This window comes from Lutibacter citreus, from assembly GCF_003260195.1.
In the GTDB taxonomy this organism is placed as follows: Bacteria; Bacteroidota; Bacteroidia; order Flavobacteriales; family Flavobacteriaceae; genus Lutibacter; species Lutibacter citreus.
Map to the genome: position 1 here is coordinate 74,897 of NZ_QEIH01000002.1, position 23,477 is coordinate 98,373.

25 protein-coding genes and 2 tRNA genes are annotated in these 23,477 nt (G+C 28.8%); 14 read left to right on the forward strand and 13 right to left on the reverse strand.

Annotated features, from left to right (window positions below):
* Positions 1-73: 73 nt before the first annotated feature.
* Positions 74-159 (reverse strand) — tRNA-Leu (locus tag DAD81_RS03370).
* Between the two features lie 22 nt (positions 160-181).
* Positions 182-253 (reverse strand) — tRNA-Gly (locus tag DAD81_RS03375).
* 181 nt (positions 254-434) lie between these two features.
* On the opposite strand from DAD81_RS03375, the gene cyoE reads away from it, so the two are divergent.
* The 9 genes from cyoE (at position 435) to tsaB (ending at position 7,877) form a co-directional block, all read left to right on the forward strand.
* Positions 435-1,340: a heme o synthase gene (cyoE, locus tag DAD81_RS03380; RefSeq protein ID WP_111706832.1), complete on the forward strand. Its 906-nt coding sequence runs from the start codon at positions 435-437 to the stop codon at positions 1,338-1,340.
* A 2-nt stretch (positions 1,341-1,342) separates the two neighbouring features.
* Complete coding sequence (locus tag DAD81_RS03385) at positions 1,343-1,924, forward strand: cytochrome c oxidase subunit 3 (RefSeq protein ID WP_179950016.1); 582 nt, start codon at positions 1,343-1,345, stop codon at positions 1,922-1,924.
* Between the two features lie 55 nt (positions 1,925-1,979).
* Positions 1,980-2,960 carry a cytochrome c oxidase subunit 3 gene (locus tag DAD81_RS03390; RefSeq protein WP_111706834.1) on the forward strand — a complete coding sequence of 327 codons (981 nt, stop codon included), beginning with the start codon at positions 1,980-1,982 and terminating at the stop codon, positions 2,958-2,960.
* Positions 2,961-2,979: 19 nt separating this feature from the next.
* Complete coding sequence (locus DAD81_RS03395; RefSeq protein WP_111706835.1) at positions 2,980-3,336, forward strand: cytochrome C oxidase subunit IV family protein; 357 nt, start codon at positions 2,980-2,982, stop codon at positions 3,334-3,336.
* A 73-nt stretch (positions 3,337-3,409) separates the two neighbouring features.
* Positions 3,410-4,057: a hypothetical protein gene (locus tag DAD81_RS03400; protein ID WP_157961068.1), complete on the forward strand. Its 648-nt coding sequence runs from the start codon at positions 3,410-3,412 to the stop codon at positions 4,055-4,057.
* A 94-nt stretch (positions 4,058-4,151) separates the two neighbouring features.
* Positions 4,152-4,778 carry an SCO family protein gene (locus tag DAD81_RS03405; protein ID WP_111706837.1) on the forward strand — a complete coding sequence of 209 codons (627 nt, stop codon included), beginning with the start codon at positions 4,152-4,154 and terminating at the stop codon, positions 4,776-4,778.
* Positions 4,778-5,293 carry a DUF420 domain-containing protein gene (locus tag DAD81_RS03410; protein ID WP_111706838.1) on the forward strand — a complete coding sequence of 172 codons (516 nt, stop codon included), beginning with the start codon at positions 4,778-4,780 and terminating at the stop codon, positions 5,291-5,293. Before DAD81_RS03405 ends, DAD81_RS03410 begins: the two co-directional genes overlap by 1 nt.
* Before the next feature lie 379 nt (positions 5,294-5,672).
* Entirely contained in the window at positions 5,673-7,001 is a 1,329-nt protein-coding gene (locus tag DAD81_RS03420) for a TolC family protein (RefSeq protein ID WP_111706840.1), read from the forward strand.
* Between the two features lie 207 nt (positions 7,002-7,208).
* Positions 7,209-7,877: a tRNA (adenosine(37)-N6)-threonylcarbamoyltransferase complex dimerization subunit type 1 TsaB gene (tsaB, locus tag DAD81_RS03425; RefSeq protein ID WP_111706841.1), complete on the forward strand. Its 669-nt coding sequence runs from the start codon at positions 7,209-7,211 to the stop codon at positions 7,875-7,877.
* A 7-nt stretch (positions 7,878-7,884) separates the two neighbouring features.
* Here the strand turns inward: tsaB and DAD81_RS03430 are convergent, their stop codons facing one another.
* The 4 genes from DAD81_RS03430 to DAD81_RS03445 form a co-directional block, all read right to left on the reverse strand.
* Positions 7,885-8,691 (reverse strand): mechanosensitive ion channel family protein, encoded by an 807-nt coding sequence (locus DAD81_RS03430; protein WP_111706842.1) that lies wholly within the window; start codon positions 8,689-8,691, stop codon positions 7,885-7,887.
* A gap of 6 nt (positions 8,692-8,697) precedes the next feature.
* Entirely contained in the window at positions 8,698-9,060 is a 363-nt protein-coding gene (locus tag DAD81_RS03435) for a DUF1304 domain-containing protein (protein ID WP_111706843.1), read from the reverse strand.
* Positions 9,060-11,174 (reverse strand): thioredoxin domain-containing protein, encoded by a 2,115-nt coding sequence (locus DAD81_RS03440; RefSeq protein ID WP_245949170.1) that lies wholly within the window; start codon positions 11,172-11,174, stop codon positions 9,060-9,062. The genes DAD81_RS03435 and DAD81_RS03440 overlap by 1 nt, the downstream gene beginning before the upstream one ends.
* Before the next feature lie 96 nt (positions 11,175-11,270).
* Complete coding sequence (locus DAD81_RS03445) at positions 11,271-11,471, reverse strand: dodecin family protein (protein ID WP_111706844.1); 201 nt, start codon at positions 11,469-11,471, stop codon at positions 11,271-11,273.
* Positions 11,472-11,685: 214 nt separating this feature from the next.
* On the opposite strand from DAD81_RS03445, the gene DAD81_RS03450 reads away from it, so the two are divergent.
* Positions 11,686-12,435, forward strand: coding sequence for a DUF2490 domain-containing protein (locus DAD81_RS03450; protein WP_111706845.1), 750 nt, complete (start codon positions 11,686-11,688; stop codon positions 12,433-12,435).
* A 68-nt stretch (positions 12,436-12,503) separates the two neighbouring features.
* Here the strand turns inward: DAD81_RS03450 and DAD81_RS03455 are convergent, their stop codons facing one another.
* Positions 12,504-13,691 carry a pyridoxal phosphate-dependent aminotransferase gene (locus DAD81_RS03455; protein WP_179950017.1) on the reverse strand — a complete coding sequence of 396 codons (1,188 nt, stop codon included), beginning with the start codon at positions 13,689-13,691 and terminating at the stop codon, positions 12,504-12,506.
* Between the two features lie 12 nt (positions 13,692-13,703).
* The gene (locus tag DAD81_RS03460) at positions 13,704-14,801 is read right to left on the reverse strand and encodes a fatty acid desaturase family protein (RefSeq protein WP_111706846.1); all 1,098 of its coding nucleotides are present in this window, start codon (positions 14,799-14,801) and stop codon (positions 13,704-13,706) included.
* Between the two features lie 153 nt (positions 14,802-14,954).
* Between DAD81_RS03460 and rsmG the strand changes: the two genes are divergently transcribed.
* Entirely contained in the window at positions 14,955-15,584 is a 630-nt protein-coding gene (gene rsmG, locus DAD81_RS03465) for a 16S rRNA (guanine(527)-N(7))-methyltransferase RsmG (protein WP_111706847.1), read from the forward strand.
* Here rsmG and DAD81_RS03470 read toward each other — a convergent pair.
* Positions 15,581-16,165 (reverse strand): DUF502 domain-containing protein, encoded by a 585-nt coding sequence (locus tag DAD81_RS03470; RefSeq protein ID WP_111706848.1) that lies wholly within the window; start codon positions 16,163-16,165, stop codon positions 15,581-15,583. The genes rsmG and DAD81_RS03470 overlap by 4 nt on opposite strands.
* A 166-nt stretch (positions 16,166-16,331) precedes the next feature.
* On the opposite strand from DAD81_RS03470, the gene DAD81_RS03475 reads away from it, so the two are divergent.
* The gene (locus tag DAD81_RS03475; RefSeq protein WP_111706849.1) at positions 16,332-16,511 is read left to right on the forward strand and encodes a hypothetical protein; all 180 of its coding nucleotides are present in this window, start codon (positions 16,332-16,334) and stop codon (positions 16,509-16,511) included.
* 60 nt (positions 16,512-16,571) lie between these two features.
* Here DAD81_RS03475 and pruA read toward each other — a convergent pair whose 3' ends face one another.
* Positions 16,572-18,290 (reverse strand): L-glutamate gamma-semialdehyde dehydrogenase, encoded by a 1,719-nt coding sequence (gene pruA / locus DAD81_RS03480; RefSeq protein ID WP_111706850.1) that lies wholly within the window; start codon positions 18,288-18,290, stop codon positions 16,572-16,574.
* A 107-nt stretch (positions 18,291-18,397) separates the two neighbouring features.
* Between pruA and DAD81_RS03485 the strand changes: the two genes are divergently transcribed.
* Positions 18,398-19,105 carry an NRDE family protein gene (locus DAD81_RS03485; protein ID WP_111707374.1) on the forward strand — a complete coding sequence of 236 codons (708 nt, stop codon included), beginning with the start codon at positions 18,398-18,400 and terminating at the stop codon, positions 19,103-19,105.
* Here DAD81_RS03485 and DAD81_RS03490 read toward each other — a convergent pair.
* Genes DAD81_RS03490 through DAD81_RS03500 form a run of 3 tightly spaced genes read right to left on the reverse strand, consistent with a single transcriptional unit; the run spans position 19,095 to position 21,941 of the window.
* Positions 19,095-20,240 (reverse strand): DUF3667 domain-containing protein, encoded by a 1,146-nt coding sequence (locus DAD81_RS03490; protein ID WP_157961069.1) that lies wholly within the window; start codon positions 20,238-20,240, stop codon positions 19,095-19,097. The two genes, DAD81_RS03485 and DAD81_RS03490, sit on opposite strands and share 11 nt — an antisense overlap.
* A 19-nt stretch (positions 20,241-20,259) precedes the next feature.
* A complete protein-coding gene (gene apaG / locus DAD81_RS03495) occupies positions 20,260-20,646 on the reverse strand; it encodes a Co2+/Mg2+ efflux protein ApaG (RefSeq protein ID WP_111706852.1) in 387 nt (128 codons plus the stop codon).
* A 50-nt stretch (positions 20,647-20,696) separates the two neighbouring features.
* A complete protein-coding gene (locus tag DAD81_RS03500) occupies positions 20,697-21,941 on the reverse strand; it encodes a type IX secretion system plug protein (protein ID WP_111706853.1) in 1,245 nt (414 codons plus the stop codon).
* 186 nt (positions 21,942-22,127) lie between these two features.
* Between DAD81_RS03500 and DAD81_RS03505 the strand changes: the two genes are divergently transcribed.
* Positions 22,128-23,477, forward strand: a complete 1,350-nt coding sequence (locus tag DAD81_RS03505) for a Na(+)-translocating NADH-quinone reductase subunit A (protein WP_111706854.1) — start codon at positions 22,128-22,130, stop codon at positions 23,475-23,477.

Here is a 23,477-nt window from a genome sequence, read left to right on the forward strand (position 1 = left end):
ACATAAACCGTACAAATTTAGCTTATAAAACCAAAAAAACTCTTGAAAATCAAACGATTAACAAGAGTTTTAGTACTCGAGATGGGACTTGAACCCATACGGACCTTACAGTCCACTGGATTTTAAGTCCAGCGTGTCTACCAATTCCACCACTCGAGCATTGGTATTTTTTATGTTGTAGAGCGAAAGACGGGATTTGAACCCGCGACCTCCACCTTGGCAAGGTGATGCTCTACCCCTGAGCTACTTTCGCAGTCATATTTTTAAGAACTTCATTTGGTTAATACCCCAAATGCGAGTGCAAATTTAACACAATTATTAAAACGGCAAAGACTTTTTTAAAGTTTTTTTCATATTTTTTTTTAATCTCCTTATTATAAGGTTGTAAATCTCTAATAAAAAAATATATTTGCAGTAAATATTAATAAAACTTAATGCAAGTAACTTCAAATTCTACTAAAAATAAAGTAAGTTTCGCTACAATTTTTAGAGATTTTAAACAATTAACAAAAGTTGGATTATCTCTAAGTGTCGTTTTTTCTTCTTTAGCTGGGTATTTATTGGCTGTTGAAAAAATTCAGTTTATTACACTAGCTCTTCTTGCTGTTGGTGGGTATTTAATGGTAGGTGCCTCCAATGCTTTTAATCAAATTATTGAAAAAGATACAGATGCTTTAATGAAGCGTACCATGAACAGACCTCTTCCTACTGGAAGGATGAATGTTTCTACCGCAATGGTTATAGCAATTACCTTTACAATTGTTGGTTTGGCAATATTATATAGTATAAATCCTAAAAGTGCTCTTTTTGGTGCTATTTCTATATTTTTATATACTAGTATTTACACTCCTTTAAAATCTGTTACACCACTTTCTGTTTTTGTTGGTGCAATTCCTGGAGCAATTCCTTTTATGTTAGGGTGGGTTGCTGCCACTAATGATTTTTCTGTAGAACCAGGAATGCTATTTTTAATACAATTTTTCTGGCAATTTCCTCATTTTTGGGCTATTGCTTGGTTACAGTATGATGAATACAAAAAGGCTGGTTTTAACTTAATGCCAATGGGGCAAAAAAATAAAAAAGCAGTAATTCAAATAATAATATATATTATCTGTTTAATTATTGTTTCAATAATTCCTGTTTTAAAAATAACTGGAAGTTTTTATATTTATCCAATTACTGCAATTATTTTAGTTGCTTTAGGCCTTAAAATGTTATATTACGCTATTAAATTATATAAACACCAAACTAATAAAGAAGCAAGGCAGTTAATGCTTTCAAGCGTATTATATATTACCTTAATTCAGATTATTTACGTAGTCGACAAATTTTTACATTAATAATGGAACAAACTTTAGATCAAGAATACAAACAAGCAAAAAGAAAATCAGCAAAACCAATGTTATGGGTTTCAATGATAAGTATGACAATGATGTTTGCTGGATTAACAAGTGCTTATGTGGTAAGTAGAAAAAGAAGCGATTGGGTTTCATTTGACTTACCTAGTTCATTTTATATGAGCACATTACTAATAATTATAAGCAGTATTACTTTTATTTTAGCCAAACATTTTATAAAAAAGGATAACCGCCAAATAGTTACTGCTTTGTTAGTAAGCACATTACTATTAGGTATTGGTTTTATCTATTTTCAGTTTGATGGTTTTGGCCAGTTATTTAATGAGGGTCTATTTTTTGCTGGTGAAAAAAGCACCGTAAAATCATCTTTTATATATGGAATTACACTTGCCCATTTAGTACATATTTTTGCGGGGATCATAGTTGTATCAGTAGTACTAATTAATCATTTAAATAAAAAATATTCTTCAAAAGATACTCTTGGTTTAGAACTTGGCGCAATATTCTGGCATTTTGTAGATATCTTATGGATTTATCTGTTTTTTTTCTTCTATTTCATTAGATAAAAAAAAATAATGTATTTTTGGCGCAACTATAACTAAAAAATCAAAACAAACTTATATGGAAGCAACTGTTTCTAAAGAAACTAATGGAAAAACTTGGAGTGGTGGATCAAACAAACCTCTAGGTACAAGCTATGGTAAAATGATGATGTGGTTCTTCATTTTATCCGATGCCTTAACCTTCTCTGGCTTTTTAGCCGCATATGGTTTAATGCGTTTTAAATTTATTGAATCTTGGCCAATTGCAGACGAAGTATTTACGCATTTCCCTTTTTTACATGGAGTACACGCTCCAATGTATTATGTAGCGTTAATGACTTTTATCTTAATATTTTCATCTGTAACAATGGTTTTAGCTGTTGATGCAGGTCACCAAATGAAAAAAGGAAAAGTAACTTTTTATATGTTACTAACCATTATTGGTGGTTTAATATTCTTAGGGTCTCAAGCTTGGGAATGGAAAAACTTTATTGGAGGTTCTTATGGAGCAGTAGAATTAAACGATGGTAAAATTGTTCAATTTGTAGATGCCTCAGGACATCAAATAGAATTAGACAAATTTGTAGTTTCTTCTCATTCAGAAAGAACACAATTATCTAGAGATAAAGGAATTTGGTTCATGAAAGAAAGTTCATTGCCTCCATTTTCAATAGAAGAAGTTATGACTGGTTTTAAAGCAAACCCAGATATTACTATTAGATTAGAGAAAATTAACCCTGCTACAAAAACAAAAACTATTGTTCCACGTGCAGAAGCAATGAAATATTTAAATGAAACCAAAGCTGTTATAAAAGGGGCAAACCTACAAGTAAATGAATATGGAAAACCGTTATTTGCAGATTTCTTTTTCTTTATTACAGGATTTCACGGATTTCACGTATTTTCAGGAGTTATCATAAACATTATCATCTTTTTTAATGTTATTTTAGGAACTTATGAACGCAGAGGACATTATGAAATGGTTGAAAAAGTAGGTTTATATTGGCACTTTGTAGATTTAGTTTGGGTATTTGTATTCACATTCTTCTACTTAGTTTAATTTTTAAAAAGATATTAAAATGGCAGCAAACGCACACGAACATAAATCGCACACAGGACTAATTTGGAAAGTCTTTGGAATTCTTTCTGTAATAACTATAGTTGAAGTAATATTAGGTATTGTAAAACCAGACTTTTTATATTTAACAAAAATATTTGGTACAAGCCCTTTAAACATAATATTCCTTGTTTTAACAATTGTTAAAGCATATTACATTACTTGGTTTTTTATGCATATGAATGATGAGACCAAGAGTTTAAGAAGATCTGTTGTTTGGACAGCAGTATTTTTAATAATATACTTAGCTACCCTTCTATTAATTGAAGGAAGTTATATAAACGATGTTTTAGCTCCTTTAGTAAAATGGAACTACTAATAAAAAAATAACATAATTATATTTGAAAGGTGGTTTTTTAACCGCCTTTTTTTATACTTTTGAATAATATATAATGAAAAAATTCTGGGTACTTTTTAGTCTATTTATTTTGCCGTTGGTATTTTATATATTCCTATCAAAAGGGATTTATAAATACTCCAATTTGCCAATATTAACAGAAAATGTAATTGACATTAATTCTTTTTCTAAAAATTCTGACGTTTCATTTAATGAAAAATTATCAATCGTTTGTTTTTTAGGAAATAATATTAGTCCGGCAAAAGGAAGTCTGTTTAATCTAAACCAAACAATATATAAGAGATATTACCAGAAACCTTATTTTCAAATGATTGCAATTCTTCCTGAAGGTACTGAAAACGAGTACAAAACTGCAATTGAAGAACTTTCTGCATTTACAGATATTAGCAATTGGCATTTTATTTATACAAATGAAACCAATATAAAAAATCTATTCAATAGCTTTTCAACGCCCTATAAATTAAATGAAAATTTATATTCTGAAAATGCATATATAGTAGATATGAAACGCAGATTGAGAGGACGAAAAGATGATGAAGACACCGAAAACGGAAAATTATATGGTTATGATACAAAGTCTATATCAACATTAAAAAACAAAATGAAAGACGACATTAACATCATTTACTATCAATTAAAAAAATCTGCTGAAAAAGAGCAAAGAAGAAAAAGAGAAATCTAAAGCACTATAAAACAGTTATTTCCAATTCTGACACATATGGAAATAACTAATAGCGAACACCATGTGTCACCTATTAAAATAAAAATGTATATACATGAAAAAATATTCATACGTTGGTATTGCTTTTATCATCTTAATATTTGGTATTTATGCTGTTCCAAAAATTGTAGCTAAATTCCAAACTCCAGAACTTGTAACTATAGGAAAAGTTCCTTCTTTTGAATTCACAAACCAGGATAATGTATCCATTTCAAATTCATTTTATAAAGACAAGGTTTATGTAATAGAATTTTTCTTTACCACCTGCCCTACTATTTGTCCTAAAATGAATGAAAATATGGTAAGAATTCAAAATGAATATTATGGAAATATTGACTTTGGAATAGCTTCATTTAGCATTAATCCAGAATATGATACACCTGAAATATTAAAAGCTTATGCTAAATCTCATAATGCGACCTTAAAAAACTGGAACTTTTTAACTGGAGATAAAGATGCGATCTACAACCTTGCAAATAAAGGATTGGCATTGTATGCTGGTGAAAATAGTGACGCTGAAGGAGGTTTTGAACATTCTGGTATGTTTGCCTTAGTAGATAAAAAAGGAAATATTAGATCAAGATTAGATAAACTAGGAAATCCCATTGCCTTTTATGATGGTTTAGAACCTAAAAGTGTTCAAATGATTAAAGAAGATATTGCAGTTTTATTAAAAGAATAATGAATTCAGAAACAAAAAAATATAATAAATGGATTGTAATATTATCAATTGCAATTCCTCTGGTTGTCATCATACTTTTTGGTGTTAAAATTGATGCTCAATTACCAGTTTTTTTACCTCCAATTTATGCTACCATCAATGCAATTACAGCATTATTACTAATTGTAGCGGTTTGGGCGGTAAAAAACAATAATATAAAACTACACGAAAATCTAATGAAAACCGCCATAGGATGTTCTGTTCTATTTTTAGCATTATATGTTACTTACCATATGACATCTAATTCAACAAAATTTGGTGGAGAAGGATTCATTAAATACGTGTATTATTTCATATTAATAACTCACATTTTATTATCCATTGCTGTAATACCTTTTGTATTAATTACGTTTGTAAGAGCAATTACCAATAATATTGAACTTCATAAAAAAATAGCTCGTATAACTTTTCCTCTATGGCTATATGTTGCAATTAGTGGAGTAATTGTGTATATTATGATATCTCCTTATTACTAATATGAAAAAAAATCTACTAATAATAGTATTCTTTTTTAGCTATCAGCTATCTAACGCCCAATGCGCTATGTGTAAAGCTGTAGTAGAAAGCAGTAATGCTTCTGAAACTGAAGCCTTAAATACAGGTATCTTGTATTTAATGATTTTTCCTTACATTTTGGTTGGTACTCTTTTATATTTCATTATAAAATATAAAAAAAAGCGAAAAATTTAACATTTCTATAAGATACGAGTTGTGTAACAAATAATAATTTTAGTCGTCATATAGGAAATCAACAGTTCCAAATAAAATTACATTGTCCTAATTTTCATAAAATTAGCCATATAAAAAGGTAATATTTATTTAAAGTTGCTAACAAAAACCAATAAACTCAATTAAATGAGAACAAAAATTGTTACTATCATTGCCTTCGTTTTTTTTATATCTACTTATGCGCAAGATAAAAAATGGACCCTTCAAGAATGTGTTGACTATGCCCTAGAGCACAATATTTCAATAAAACAAAGCGAACTAAGAGTTGCTATTAGTGAAGAAAATGTAGTAAGCACTAAAGGTAATTTCTTACCTGACCTGAACGCTTCAACTAGTGGACGTTTAAGTTTTGGATCTGGTTTTGACCCTGTAAGTAACGATAGAGTTTCTACCAGTACATATGGAGGTTCTTTAGGTTTAAGCTCTGGACTTATGGTTTTTAATGGTTATAAAAACTTAAACTCCTACAAACAAGCACAACTTGGTGTTGAATCTAGTAAATTAGATCTAGAAAAAATACAAGATGATATTTCTTTGTTTGTTGTAAATTCTTATTTAAATGTTTTGTTTGCAAAAGAAAACTTAACTGTAGCTAAAGTTCAATATGAAATAAGCGAAAAACAAATTGAACGTGCTAAAACTGAATTTGAAGCTGGCTCAAAACCAAAAGGGGATTTATTAAATGCACAATCTAAAGCCGCAACAGATGAACAAGCCATAGTTTTAAATGAAAATACATTAAACTTAGCAATATTAGATTTAGCACAATTATTACAAATTAGCCCTAATAATTTTGACGTTGAAGCTATTGATATTGATACGCCTTCTGAAGCAATGCTATATAAAAGTCCGAATGATGTTTTTGAAAAAGCATTAACAAATAGACCTGAAATAAAAAATGCTGAATTAGATATTGAATCTGCAAATTATTCAATTGAAATTGCAAAAGCAGCGTTTTTACCATCCCTATCAGTTAGTGCAAATGCAAGTTCAGGCTATGGTTATGATTTAAAAAACAACCAATTTCACAAACCATTTTTCACTCAAATGGATGATAATTTTGGTTATGGTTTAGGTTTTAATTTGAATATTCCAATTTTTAATAGACATCAAACAAAATCTAATGTTAATAGACAAAAGATTAATTATGAGATTTCTAAATTTGGTTTGGAAAATAAAAAATTAGAATTAGAACAAAAAATTCAAAAGGCATTTTACGATGCTAAAGCAGCCGCTAAAACATATGAATCTGCTCAAAAATCATTAATCGCCCAAAATGAGGCTTTTAAAAACGCTCAAGAGAGTTATAATTTTGGAGCTATGACATTGTTTGATTTTGATGAAGTAAGAAATAGACTTGTAAATGCTCAAGGTGCAATAATTAGAGCAAAATATGACTATGTATTTAAAACTAAAGTCTTAAAGTTTTACTTCGGAGAAGCATTTGTAAATTAATTTTTACTTTTTACATAATAAAAAGAGGTTGTCTGAAAAGGGAAATCTTCGTCAACCTTAACTTGTTTCAGGTTATCATATTGTTTGATTATCAGTATGATGAGATTCTGAAATAAATTCAGAATGACGAGTTTTTAGTACTTTTTAGATAGCTTTTCTTTTTATAGAAATGCTTAAATAACTATCTTTGCATCTAAATTTTGAACTTTGGCTTATATTTTAAATATTGAAACTGCAACTAAAAATTGTTCAGTAAGCGTTGCAGAAAATGGGAAAACAATTGCACTAAAAGAATTGAACGATGGCGGTTATTCACATGCCGAAAAGCTTCATGAATTTATTAAACAAACAGTTGAAGATGCTCATATTTCAATAACTGATTTAAAAGCCGTAGCGGTTAGCAAAGGACCTGGATCTTATACTGGACTAAGAATTGGAGTTTCCGCAGCAAAAGGACTTTGTTTTGCTTTAAATATCCCATTAATTTCTATTGACACTTTAAAATCTTTAGGACAGGCAATCGCTTTTCCTAATAATTATATAATTCCATTGTTAGATGCTCGCAGAATGGAAGTTTACAGTGCTGTATTTAAAAATAACGAATGCGTTAGAGACGTTAAAGCTGAAATAATTGATGAAAACTCTTTTTTGGAATTTTTACAGGAGTCTGATGTTTATTTTCTAGGAGATGGAGCCGAAAAGTGTAAAGAAATTATAACACATAAAAATGCTCATTTTATAGATGATAAATTTCCTTCATCAAATGAAATGTCAGTACTTTCATATAATAAATACAAAAAAAGCGACACCGAAGATGTCGCTTATTTTGAGCCTTTTTACTTAAAAGATTTCTTAGTAACAAAATCTAAAAAATAAATTAGTATTACTTTCTTATTTCAACTTGATGTGGGTAAGGTATTTCAATACCTGCTTTATCAAGTGCATATTTTCCTTCTTCCATGATTGAAAAATACACATCCCAATAATCTTTTGGAGTAGCCCAAGGTCTAACAGCAAAATTCACTGAACTATCAGCTAATTCAGATACGTTAACACTTGGTGCTGGATCTTTTAAAACTTTTGGATTATTCATCATTACTTGTAAAAGTACTTCCTTTGTTTTTTTAATATCTTCATCGTAACCAACTCCAAAAGTTAAATCAACACGTAATTTACCTTCTTCAGTATAATTCTTAATATTACCATTAGATAATATTCCATTTGGAATAATTACTAATTTATTACCTGGAGATATTATTTTTGTAACAAAAATTTGAATTTCTTTTACCGCACCAATCTCTCCTTGAGCTTCAATTAAATCACCTACTTTAAAAGGTTTAAAAATCATTATTAATGCTCCACCTGCAAAATTTGCTAATGCTCCTTGAAGCGCTAAACCAACAGCCAAACCTGCAGCTCCTAATATTGCAATAAAAGAAGTAGTTTCAACACCTAATTGAGAAATAGCAGTTATAAAGACTAAAACTTTTAATCCCCAACCCAATAAATCTCCTAAAAATTTCTGAAGTGTAATATCAACACCTCTTTTTGCCATTAATTTTTGTGTAATCTTTACAACCTTTTTAATCAGCCATAAACCAATTATTAATATTAGAAATGCAACAATAACGTTTCCTGCATTTTTTTCAACAAAACTAATTGCTAAATCTAGGTACTTTTGAAAATCCATAATTTTTTAATTTTTTAGTAAAATTAACACTATTCCTATAATTGAAGGAATAGATTGTATTAAAAAAATCTTATATTTTTTTGTTGTATATGACCCATATATTCCAGCAATAGTCACACAAACTAAAAAGAAAAGTGCTATATTTTTGAAATTATTTGCATCAATAATTGCCCAAATCAAACCTGCCGCTAAAAAACCATTGTACAATCCTTGATTCTTAGCCAATGTTTTGGTTATTTTAGCTTCTTCTAGTTTCATTCCAAAAGCTTTTAAACCTTTTGGCTTATCCCAAAAAAACATTTCTAAAATCATAAAATAAATATGTTCAAAAGCCACTAAACCAACTATAAATATTATTATTACATCCATTAATAAGAAACTTTAACTTGTTCTAACGCTTTTTTTGTTTGAGCTTCTGGTAGCTGACAAGCTCCATCTACACATATATATATCAGTGTTTCATCATCACTAAATCGCCCTTCCATTAAAGGAATTGTACTTTTTCCAATACTACCAGCAATTAACTTATTAGGTATATATTGTTGATTTATCTCTAAAAGCTTTTCTTTTGATTTTTTCCCTGAAATTGCAATTTCATAATAATCTCCAGCAAAATTACACATTAAATTAAGCCAATTAGAATATCCTGCTCCATACTGTGGAATTCTTTCCTGAATATTATGAAGCATTTGTTTACTTGTCTTCAAATAATAACTATTAGAATAATAATGACTTAATCTAAATAAATTGTTTGCCATAATTGAATTAGATGCTGGAATTACATTATCTTCTATTTCCATTTTACGCGCAATCAAATCTGTATCTTCATCTGAAGTAAAATAAAACATTGATTTGTTTGTATCGTAAAAATGATCAAAACTATAATCTGTTAATTGTTTTGCTGTTGAAAGCCATTGTTCATTAAGTGTAGCTTCATATAAAGAAATAAACGCATCTATCACTGTTGAATAATCTTCTAAATAACCGTTTATGGTACTTTTCCCTTCTTTATAACTATGGTTTAAACTTCCATTCTCATTTAGTTGTTTTGAATAAATAAATGTAGCATTTTTAATTGCTACATCTAAAAAACTTTGTTCATTAAAAACTTTATAAGCATCTACATAACCTTTTAACATTAATGCGTTCCAAGATGTTAAAGATTTATCATCTAATCTTGGACGGTCTTTTTTAGTGCGTTCTTTTAAAAGTGTCTTTCTCCAACCTTTAACCTTTGCTTCTAATTTTTCAATTGAAATTGAATGCTTTGAAGCAATTTCTGAATCGCTGTTTTTTCGTATTAATACATAATTATCATCTTCCCAATAACCATAATGATTTATATTAAAATATTCAGAAAATAACTCAAAATCCTTTCCTAAAATCAACTTCAATTCTTCTTCATTCCAAACATAAAATGCACCTTCAACTAGTTTTCCTTCTGCATTATTACTATCAGCATCTAAAGATGAATAAAATGCACCTTCCTTTGTAGTTAATTCCCTTTTTATAAATTCTAACGTTTCATAGACTGTTTTTTTATACAACGGATTTTTTGTGGCTTGATACGCTTCAGAATATAAACTAACTAACTGACCGTTATCATATAACATTTTTTCAAAATGAGGGACATGCCATTTCTTATCTACAGAATATCTTGCAAAACCTCCACCAATTTGATCATTAATCCCTCCATAAGCCATATATGTAAGCGATGTATTTACATAATCTAAAACTGTATTATTTTTAGCTTGTACGGCATAACGTAACAAAAGATTGTAGTTATTTGGCATAGGAAATTTAGGGGCTCCTTTTTTACCTCCCAAATCAAAATCCATATATTCTTTCCAGTTTTCAACAATATTATCTAAACCTTCAACTGAAAATTCTTCAGGATCCGTATTTAAAAAAATTAAATCTGACTTTTTTATTCCTTCAGTCAATTTTTCAGCATAAGATACAATTTCTTCAGGCTTTTCAGTATACATTGTGCTTAATTGCTCTAATGCCTTAACCCAATTATTTTTAGGGAAATAAGTTCCTCCCCAAACTGGCCTTCCATCGGGAAGTGCTATACAATTTAAAGGCCAACCTCCTCTTCCTGTCATTAACTGAACTGCATTCATATAAACCTGATCAATGTCTGGCCTTTCTTCTCTATCTATTTTAATATTTATAAAATTCTCATTCATTACTGCAGCAACCTCCTCATTTTCAAAACTTTCATTTTCCATTACATGACACCAATGACAAGATGAATAACCTATTGAAATTAATAAAAGTTTATTTTCTTTTTTTGCTAATTCAAGAGACTCATCATTCCACGCATGCCAATTAACAGGGTTATGTGCATGTTGCAATAAATATGGACTTGTTTCATTTATTAAACTATTTGTGAATTTATGTTCAGACATTTTATTTGAAAGTTTATTTTTACAACTAGTAATTGTTACTAATAAAAGAAGTAATACAAGTTTGTACATTAAATTTGGTTTTGGCTAAAGATATAAACTTAAGTTTATAAAATAAAAAAGCACTCTGTTAAAAGTGCTCTTCTATAATTTTTATATTAAATCTCTTTATTTTACTTCAAAAGTGATTTTTACAGTTACTCTAAATTCATCTACCTCATTATCTTTCACAACAACACTTTGTGATTGCACAAAAGCCGATTTAATATGATTTACACTATTAGAAGCATGTGCAACAGCTTTTCTAGTTGCATCTTCCCAACTTTTTTCTGAATTTGCCATTACTTCAATTACTTTCATTACTGCCATAATATTGGTTTTTAAATTAATATGAATAAATATACAAAAAATTAAAGCTTCATTCTTTCTTTTTCAACTCTTATTTTACTCCTAAATAAATACATCTTTTTTTATCACTTATTTATTTTACTAAAACGTTTTATTACAATTTCATTAAAAAAAGTTAAAACACTATGGAGTTGAGTAAATTTGTACTCTAATTTAAAAAGTCCAAAATAATAAGATGAAAAATATTTTATTAGGTGTTATATTCATAATAACCTTTAATAGTATAAACGCTCAAGAAACTGAAATATTAAAAGATCAGGGAGCTTGGTTTACACTTATAAATAAAGTTAAATTATCCAATAAATTTTATTTTACAAATATTTTTCAACAACGAAGAGTGGATTTTTTAAGTAAAACTAAAGGATATTTATTTGCCCCAAGTATTAATTATAAATTAACTCCAAATGTGAGCTTTGGCGCAGGATATATGTTTTACAGATACTTCCCTAATGGTGTTTCTCATTCCTCAATTCATAAAAATGAAAATCGTTATTTCCAACATTTAAATTTATCCTCAAGTGCAGGAGTTTTTAAAATTGCTAATAGATTTATGTTTGAAGAAAGAGTTATCGATTTAATAAACACAAACGTTACTCCTAATGTTATTGAAGGTGACAAATATGTAAACAGATTTAGGTATCGATTTCGTGCAACAACAAATTTATTGAAATTAAAAAATAATAAATATCTTTTAGGTCGCGTTTCAGAAGAAATTAGAATACGATTTGCAGATGGAATTACAGAACCCAATTTTGATCAAAATAATTTTGAAGCTCTTTTAGGATATAATTTATTGAGTAATTCAACAATTTTTGCAGGATATGGAAGGTATTATTATATGAAAAATTCTTCAAAATATGTATCCCAAAATTTATTGCATATTACCTTAAGTTATAACTTTGATGTTAGCAAAAAGAAGAGTTAATCATTACTTATAAGAACAAAAAAAACCGAAACAATTAGTTTCGGTTTTTTTTGTTTATTTGAGAGCTATTAGCTCACTGCTTTTTTAATTCTACTAATTGCTTCTCTAATTTGCGCTTCAGAAGCTGCATAAGAAATTCTAATACAATCAGGTGCACCAAAGGCATCTCCAGTAACAGTTGCAACATTTGCATACTCTAATAAGTATAAAGCAAAATCTGATGCATTTTCAATTTTAACTCCATTTAATTCTTTCCCAAAGAAAGCCGAAACATCAGGAAAAACATAAAACGCACCTTCAGGTACATTTAATTTAAATCCGTCAATCTCTCCTAATAATTCTAAAACAATGTCTCTTCTTTTATGGAATTCTTTCACCATATAATCAATTTTAGAAACTGGCGCATCTAACGCAGCAATTGTAGCACGTTGAGCAATACAATTTGCACCCGATGTAATTTGCCCTTGTAATTTAGTACAAGCTTTAGCAATCCATTCAGGAGCTCCAATATAACCAATTCTCCAACCAGTCATTGCAAATGCTTTAGCAACACCATTTACGGTAATTGTTCTATCATACATACTTGGTATCGCTGCAAAACTAAATATTTTAGCTCCATAGTTTATATGCTCATAAATTTCATCAGAAAGTACATAAATATTAGGGTATTTTTCTAAAACTGCCGCCAATGCTCTATATTCCTCTTCACTATAAATAGTACCACTTGGGTTATTTGGTGAATTGAATAAAATTAATTTAGTTTTTGGTGTTATTGCAGCTTCTAATTGCTCTGGAGTAATTTTAAAATCCGTATCAATTGATGAAGGAATTTCCTTATAAGTTGCTTGAGAAAAAATAGCCAATGCAGAATAACTTACCCAATATGGTGCAGGTAATAATACCTCATCTCCCGGATTTAACAATACTTGTAACGCATTAGCAATTGATTGTTTTGCTCCAGTAGAAACAACTATTTGACCTGGTTTATAATCTAAACCATTATCACGTTTAAACTTATTAATAACGGCGTCTTTTAAATCTGCATATCCATCAACTGGGCTGTATGAATTATAATTATCATCAATAGCTTGTTTCGCTGCATCTTTAATAAAGTCTGGAGTATTAAAATCTGGCTCTCCTAAACTTAAACCAATAATGTCTTTTCCTTGTCCTTTTAATTCACGTGCTTTAGCGGCCATTACTAAAGTTGCCGAAGCAGGTAAACTGTTAATTCTGTCTGATAGTTGGTTGCTCATTTCTTTTAATTTTTACGAGTGTGCAGGTTTAACACCTAGCGTTTTAAGTTGATTAAAATGTTCTAATAATGCTTTTGTAAAAGTCTTGTATTCATTGTAAGGAAGATTAAATTCCTTTGCTGTTTCTTTAACTATTTTTGCTATTTTCCCATAATGAATATGTGAAATATGCGGGAAAATATGGTGCTCTACTTGATGGTTTAACCCTCCTGTATACCAAGATACAAACTTATTTGTTGGAGCAAAGTTTGAAGTAGTATACAATTGGTGTATAGCCCAAGTGTGTTCTAAATTTCCTTCTTTATCAGGCATTGGCATTTCCGTTTTTGGAACTACGTGCGCTAATTGAAACACAACACTTAATATCATACCTGCAGTGTAATGCATTACAAAAAATCCTATTAATACTTTCCACCAAGCAATATCTAAAACTAATAATGGTAAAACTATCCATAGTAAATAATAACAAATTTTTGTAATTACTAAAACTGTCCATTCAGTTGCTGGGTTTGGAAAATCACCATAAGATAATTTACGTTTTAAATATCTACGCATTTGTTTAAAATCTGTAGTTATTGCCCAATTAATTGTTAGCAACCCATATAAAAATATAGAATAGTATTTTTGAAATTTATGAATCCCTAACCATTTAGAATGTTTAGAGAAACGTATAATTCTACCAGCATCTATATCCTCATCATGTCCTTGAATATTTGTAAAAGAATGATGCAAAACATTATGTTGTACTTTCCAGTTATAAACATTACCGGCTAATATATACATACTGCTACCCATTAACTTATTTACCCATTTCTTACTTGAAAAAGATTCGTGATTACTATCATGCATCACATTCATTCCAACACCTGCCATTCCAATACCAATTACCACGGTTAATAAAAGTAGTACCCATTGAGGCATTGAAACCGTTAAAATTAATACTAAAGGAACTAAAAATAAACTAAACATTATTATTGCCTTAGTATACAATTTCCAATTACCAGTTCTTTTAATCTTATTTTCTTTAAAATAAGTATTAACTCTTTTATTTAAGGTTCGAAAAAATTTTGCTTTATCAATTCGTGAAAAGCTTATTACATTATTTTCCATATTATTTTATTATATTATCACATATAACGTATGCCAAAACTACGCCAAATTAAGTTTTTAAATCAAATTTTGGGTAAAATATAACAATTTTTGAAAAGATGTTAATTTAATTTTTGAAATAGTAAATTAGCCATCTAAAATTATTGAACAATAATGGAAACTATTTTAAATCACTTTTCTAATCTATCTGAGTTGCAGATTAAACAATTTTCAATGCTAGAATCTCTTTATAAAGATTGGAATGCTCAAATAAATGTAATCTCAAGAAAAGATATTGATGAATTATACACCAAACACGTACTGCATTCATTAGGAATTGCCAAAGTTGTGGAGTTTAAACCTGGAGCTAACATTTTAGATGTTGGTACTGGAGGTGGATTTCCTGGAATTCCATTGGCTATTCTATTCCCTGAATCAAATTTTTATTTGGTAGATTCTATTGGAAAAAAAATTAAAGTTGTTAATGAAGTAGCAAAAGAACTTGGTTTAACCAATGTTAAAGCAGAACAAATTAGAGCTGAATCTGTAAAAGGTGAATTCGATTTTATTGTAAGTAGAGCTGTCACTAAAATGGATGACTTTGTTAAATGGGTTCGAAAAAAGATAGCAAAAAAACAAAATCATTCTATTAAAAATGGAATTTTATACTTAAAAGGAGGTGATTTAACAGAGGAATTAGCCAATTTTCCAAAAACAACTATTTATAATATATCAGATTATTTTAGTGATGATTTCTTTGAAACAAAAAAAGTTGTGCATATTCCACTTAAATTTAAGCCTTAATTTTTTTTTGATGTATCCCAACTTGTTAATCCGGCTGAAACTATAAACTTCATCATTTCACTTGAATTTACTTTTAATATTTTCACATGGGTTTTCGGTACAATAAATAATTCACCTGAAAAGTTATACGAATGAGGAAAATAAACGGCAACTTTATCTAATTCATTTAAAATTGCCAAATTTTCTTCCGTAATAAAGCCTAATTTTTCTAAATCGGAACTACCACTCATTTTTACAATTACTGGCTTATTAAATTTTTTCTCTTTACCAACAAATGCAGAGAACAAATCTTTAATTGCAAAATAAATAAAATTTAATAAAGGAACTCTTTTTATAATATTTTGAAAAATAACCTTTAAAGGATCTGCAATAATTGTTTTCCCAATAAACCCAATTAAAATCAAGAAAAATAATAGACTTAAAAAACCTAAGCCTGGTATTTTAACTTCAAAAAACTGAATTAAATATTCCTGTAAAAGCCCATCCATAAACATAAATACGTTATAAATTATATAACTTGTTATGGTTAAAGGAGCCAAATATAAAACCCCTTGCAAAAGGTAATTAATTATTTTTTTCATAAGAATTCATTTACAAATTGATAATAAATATACAACTAATCCACAACGAAATTCATATATCTTCAATTCTTACACAACTAATTAAAAAAGTTAATTGTTATGACATTTGTTATACTTTAATTAAAATAAAAAGGTAATTTTGTCTTCTATTATAAAACCAACTATTATGAGTAATACTAAAGAATGTTTAGTTTGTAAAAAATCTTCAAATGAAATACCTCTAACAAAATTCTATTACCAAGAAAGCGAATTTTATATCTGTCCTCAACATATACCGGTTATAATACATAAACCTCAAGAGTTAATTGGCTTATTAGATGGTGCAGACAACTTTGAAGCAGTATAATTTTTACAAAAAGCAATAAAAAAAGCGCCAATTGGCGCTTTTTTTATATTAAGAACTTTATTATTTCTTGAATTTATCAGATAAGTCTTTTCCAAATTCTTTTAATTTTTCAACAGCACTTTCTACTTCTTTCTCTACAGTTTCTAAAGTAGATTCTCCTAAAAATGGATATCTATAATCAGTTGGTGGAACAAAAGTTTCTTTAATTGTTCTATTACTTACCCAACGTAATAAATTCCATACAGAACCAGCTTTATCATTTGTACCAGATCCACGAGCCCCACCAAATGGTTGTTGACCAACAACAGCACCAGTAGGTTTATCATTTATATAAAAATTACCAGCTGCATTTTCTAATTTATTAGTAGCAATATCAATTACATATCTGTCTCCACTAAAAATAGCTCCTGTTAAAGCAAATTCACTTGTTTTATCTACAATATCTAACACTTCCTCCCATTTGTCATCTTCATATACATAAATTGTAATGATAGGACCAAATAATTCAGTTGTCATAGTTTTATATTGAGGGTTTGTTGTAAGAATAACTGTTGGCTCAATAAAATACCCTTCAGAATCATCATAACCACCACCTATTACTATTTCAGCATCATCATCTTCTTTTACTTGATCAATATAACTAGATAATTTTTTGAAAGCTCTATCATCAATAACTGAATTAATAAAGTTTGTAGGGTCTTCTGGAGAACCCATTTTAAAAGATTTTAAATCTTTTTCTACTGAAGTCTTTATATCTGCCCATAAGCTTTTTGGTAAATAAGCTCTTGATGCAGCTGAACATTTTTGCCCTTGATATTCAAAAGCTCCTCTTGAAATAGCTGTTGCAACTTCCAAAGCATTTGAACTTGGGTGTGCCCAAATAAAATCTTTACCACCAGTTTCACCAACAATTCTAGGATACGTTTTATACGTATTCATATTTTTACCAATAGTTTCCCAGAAACTGTTAAATACTGGAGTAGAGCCCGTAAAGTGAACACCTGAAAAATCTGAACTATTTAATAAAACATCTGTAATTGTTCCTGAATTTCCTGTTACCATATTAATTACTCCATCAGGTAAACCAGCTGCTTTAAATAATTCCATAATTACTTGTGCAGAATATACTTGTGAACGTGCAGGTTTCCAAATAACAACATTCCCCATTAAAGCAGGAGCAGCAGGTAAATTACCCGCAATTGCAGTAAAGTTAAAAGGTGTAATTGCATACACAAAACCTTCAAGTGGACGGTATTCCATACGATTCCAAATTCCTGGAGACGATTCTGGTTGATTGCTATATATTTGAGTCATAAACTCTACGTTAAAACGTAAAAAATCTATTAACTCACATGCTGCATCAATTTCTGCTTGATATACATTTTTAGATTGTGCAATCATAGTTGCAGCATTCATTTTATACCTAAACGGTCCAGCTAATAAATCTGCAGCTTTTAAAAATATAGCAGCTCTGTGCTCCCAACTTGTTGCAGCCCATTTTACTCTTGCTTCGGCAGCTTTTTCAACAGCCAACTCAATATGCTCTTTATCTGCAGTATGATATTGACCTACACAATGTTTATGATCATGTGGCGGGTGAATATCTACAGTATTTCCTGTTCTAAATTCTTTTCCTCCAATATAAAAAGGAATATCTACCTTTTCATTATACATTTTCTTGTAAGTGTCCAATACTAGTTTACGTTCTGGTGATCCCGGAGCGTAAGATTTAACTGGTTCATTTACTGCCTTTGGTACATTATAAAATCCTGAAGCCATATTAATATTATTTTATAAATTTTTAGTTTAAATTTGCCTACAAAGTTACAAAATAGTATCGTAATATTGTTTTGAAAACTGATACTGATTATTCAAATTTTGATAGTATGTGCACTGTTACGTTTATTCCTTTAGCAAATAATGACTTTATTCTAACTTCTAATAGAGATGAATCAAAGCTAAGAGAAACCCTTCATCCTCAAAAATATTTTGAAGATGGTGTAGAAATGATTTATCCAAAAGATAAAATTGCCGGAGGAACTTGGATTGGCACTAGCTCAAAAAAAAGATTGGTTTGTGTTTTAAATGGAGCCTTTATAAAACACTCAAAAAAGACGAAATATAAAAAAAGTAGAGGTGTTATTGCAAAAGAAATATTAGCTCATAACAACTTTGAATTATTTATTAATGAACTTAATTTAAATAATATTGAACCTTTCACAATTATTATTACAGATTGGAATGAAATTGATTTAAAACTATTTGAACTTATTTGGGATGGAAATAAAAAATATATTACAAGACTAAAAAACGAACCTAAAATTTGGTCTTCTTCAACATTATATGATTCAGAATCAAAAAAACTAAGAATTACCTGGTTTAATAATTGGCTTTTAAAAAACGATTTAAGTTCAAAATCTATTTTAAATTTTCATCATTCAAAAATTGGAGATTTAGAACAATCTATTTATATGAAAAGAGCTTATGTTGAAACTGTTAGTATAACATCAATTAAAAAAGAAAAAGAAGCTATAAATATTAACTATGAAGATTTAGTTCACTCAAAAAAATCGCTTTTTCAAACTAACTTATAATAAAAGAAAGTATAGCCACAATTATAAACCCAACCAAACCTAAAAACATATAATAACTATTTAAAAGAATTAATTTTATTACAGTTTTTATTCTGCTCTGTTCATAAAAGAATCTCAATGCCTTATATAAGTAAAACAAAAATAAAAGTGTAAAAATCCAGCCTACATTATTGGTTTCTATAAAAATCCCGCATAATAAAAAGATGCTTAATATTAGAAAAAAAACAGTTTGCGTGTTAAATACAAATATTAAATGTTCCATATAAGAAAATTTTCTTCTTATAAATAACAACTTTAGAAACAGCGTAAAAACTGGCAGAAAAATAAATAGTGAAATTGAAATATATGAAATTATCTTTTTCTTATATGCTGTCCCTCCATCTTTTCTTAATTCTTCATAATTTTTCCTAACATTTATAACTTGTTGGCTATAAAATTTATTCCAAAATGTTTTTTCATAGCCTAAACTATCCAAAATTTGAACATTCGAATAATTTTGATGTTTCTTTATAAAATGATGAAAATCATTCATTCGCTTAAAGGGTCTAATATTTTCTACAGTTTCCGATTCAATATAATATACATATTCTTTTTCAGGCTTATCAGACCTAGTTTCATAAAACTTATATATATTCCCTAAATTTGAAATTATTTTAGTTCTTACAGAATCTTGTGGTGATTCCGCTATAGCCTTTGTTTTTACCTCTGAAATTATTGAATCTATCTGCACCTTATTAACTTGAGCTAACGAATCTATACTTCTAGAAGTTTCTGCAACATTATCGACTATACCATGAGAATCTATTTTATTTGAAATCCCCAAAATCAAGAAAAAAATTATTGATACATTTAAATACAATTGAAATGGATTTACAAATCTAGCGCGCTTTCCTTTTATATAGTCTTTAGATACTTTTCCTGGCCTACTTAATAAAGGAACAAATGTTCTCCAAAAACGAGAATCATATGATAAAAATCCTGAAAATAAATTATTTATAAAAATTCCAAAACTTAATTGTTTAGTAGAATTCTTTTGTCCACAATTTGAGCAAAAATTTTCATTACCAGTTAATGGCATTCCACAATTTAAGCACTCTAACCCTTTTACTTGCTTGGCTTTCAGCTTAAATTTCATTAAGGAGAATTTCATTTTTCTAATTACTTATATTAGGAACCATTAATTGAAATGTAGGTATATAAACTTTAAAATTACTAGAAGTTGCCAAATTTACCATTTTATAATATCCCTTCATTGAACCTATTGGTGAAGTTAAAAAACAATTTGAACTGTAAGTATAGACGTCTGAAGGTTTTAACACTGGTTTTTCACCAATAACTCCATCGCCTTCAACTATTCCAGTAATATTTAAAGAATCAAAAATTGTCCAAAACCGTTCTAATAACTGAACTGTTTCATTGCTTTGATTTTCAATAGTAATTTGATAACTAAAAACATAATACATCTTATAATTTCGATAACGGGTTCCCTCGTAATTCGATATTACTGAAATTTTTATTCCGTTTGTTACTTGTTGTACCATAACAATCTATAAATTGTGAACTATCAAATATACTAAATTTCTTAAACTTATTAATTGTTTAACTTTTTAGAATTACCATATCCAACGCCAATTACCTGAGTATATCTACTTCCAAATTTTTTGTAATAAACTAACACTGTATAATCATTTTCAGTTTGATAAAAAGATCCATCAATATCACTATTACTTATTTCACCATTAACGTTTTTAGTTACATATTGATAATTATAAAAACCTTGTTTTAACAATAACTTACCATCATAAAGACCTGTTTCACTATTGTAAATCATTTTATTGGTTTCATTTAATTGCCAATTATTAAAGTTTCCATGGATATATATTTCTTTCCCATCTAAATTTTCTAAACAACTTAAATTAAAATGAACCCAGCCATAATCTGCATCTGTATTATTATTTTGCCCATCTAATGTTCTAATTACAAAATTTCCATTAATATCTTCAAATAATGTATATGGATCATCAATTCGTTCTTCATTTGTATACAAATATGCATGATATAACTTTGGTCCTTGCTCAACATTTGCAATATTTAATGTTGTATTTCGAATTGATTTTGTATCAAAAAACAGAAATTCATTACCCGCTTTAAAGTTAGTTTCTTTATTATATTTATAAAGCAATTGAGTTCCTCTATAAAATTGTGGTTTTAAACCTTCAATAGCTGTTTGCCAATTATTATTTTGTAATACTACAGGTAAAATTTCAACTTTTGGATTGTTAATTCTTAAACTCGGATGGTTAATAATAAATTCTACAGACTGTGTTGAGTTAATATTTGCAATAGATCTACTTTTATAAACTGTTACACCAACTGTTGTTTTTGACTCATAAACTACAAACCTTCTTTGAAATACTATTTCTTCGTCTTCATTTAAAACTGAAATAATATAATTTCCTGAAATCATTAATCGTGTATTATCATTGGGAATAGTTAAGCTGTAATTTGTATAAGGTTGAAGAGTGTTAAAGGAGTTTTCATAATCTCTAATTCTGTCTTCAGCAAAACCATCTACAAATTCAGAATCTGAAAGGTTAGATGACTCCCAATTATAGTCACAATGCTCAATTTTATAGGTATAATCATGTTCATCTGCATTTAAGTCATCAAAACTTAGTTTAATTTTCTCATTTAACCTCACAATTGGGGCATACATATTTGTTGATGCTGATCTTAAAATAATTGTTTTAATATTTTCAGAATCAACAACTTTACTTTGTGAAAAAGAAAGCGGAATTACACAAATAAATATAAAAAAAAGTACGATTTGTTTCAATTTTAGCAAAATTTATGGTTGTTATTGTTCAAATTTTATACCAAAAATATAAATGTTATTCTAATTATAACGTTTTCGTACACAAAGTATCACAAGGTTTCGTAAAATTTTTATAAAAATCTTATAATTAAGGCAGAAATTCATACTTTTGCACCGTTTTTAAAGACTTTTAAATAAACTCAAAATATGTCAAAGGACATCCATATTAAAAAAGGTTTAGACATAAAGCTAAAGGGTAAAGCTGAAAAGGCAACCAAAGCAGCTAGCTCTAGTAGTGTTTACGCTATAAAACCTGAAGATTTCCATAGTATTATACCAAAATTAGCTGTAAAAGTTGGTGCAAAAGTAAAAGCTGGTGAAGCCATTTTTTACAATAAAGCCAATGCAGATATGAAATTTCCTGCTCCAGTTAGTGGTGAATTGGTTGATATAATTCGCGGAGAAAAAAGAAAAATTTTAGAACTTAAAATCAGCGCTGATTCAACTCAAGAGTTCATAGATTTTGGAATTAAAAATCCAAAAGAAATGAACGGAGAAGAAATTAAGGCTCATTTGTTAGCAAGTGGTTGTTGGCCATTTATTAAACAAAGACCTTATGATATAATTGCTGATGCTGCAAAAGCTCCAAAAGCTATTTTTGTTTCAGCTTATGCAAGTGCTCCCTTAGCTGCCAATTACAATTATGTATTGGATGGCAAAGAAAAAGAGCTGCAAGCTGCAATAACTGCATTAAGTAAACTAACAAGTGGAACAGTTCATGTTTCAGTTGGTAAAAAAGGAAAATCTCCTTTAGAAGGTTTAAATAATTGTACTATTCATAATGTTTCTGGACCGCATCCCGTTGGAAATGTAGGAACTCAAATTGCAAAAATAAACCCTGTTAATAAGGGTGAAGTAGTTTGGACAATTACTCCTCAAGATTTAGTTATTATTGGTGAGTTATTACTTACTGGTAAATTTAATTCAGAACGTATTATTGCATTGGCTGGTTCTTCTGTAAAAAACCCTCAATACCTTACTACCAAAATAGGTGCTAGTATTGATTCAATTACAAAAGGAAAGTTAGAAAATGGTTCAATTAGAATTATAAGCGGAAATGTTTTAACAGGAAAAGCCCAAAGTTTAAAAGGTGCTTTAAGTTATTATGATAATATGGTAACTGTTATTCCTGAAGGAGACGACTATGAATTATTTGGTTGGACAGCTCCTGTTTTCAAAAAAATATCTACTACAAGAGCATTAACTTTTTCTTGGTTAAGTCCAAATAAGAAATATGACTTAAATACTAATACAAATGGAGAACACAGAGCATTTGTAGTTACAGGTCAATATGAAGAAGTTTTTCCATTGGATATTTTTCCAATGCAAATATTAAAAGCTTGTATGTATAAAGATCTTGATGAAATGGAATCTTTAGGAATGTACGAAGTTGCACCTGAAGATTTTGCATTAACTGAGTTTGTTTGTATTTCTAAACAACCACATCAGGAGATTATTAGAAAAGGCTTAGACGTAATGTTAAAAGAAATAGGATAA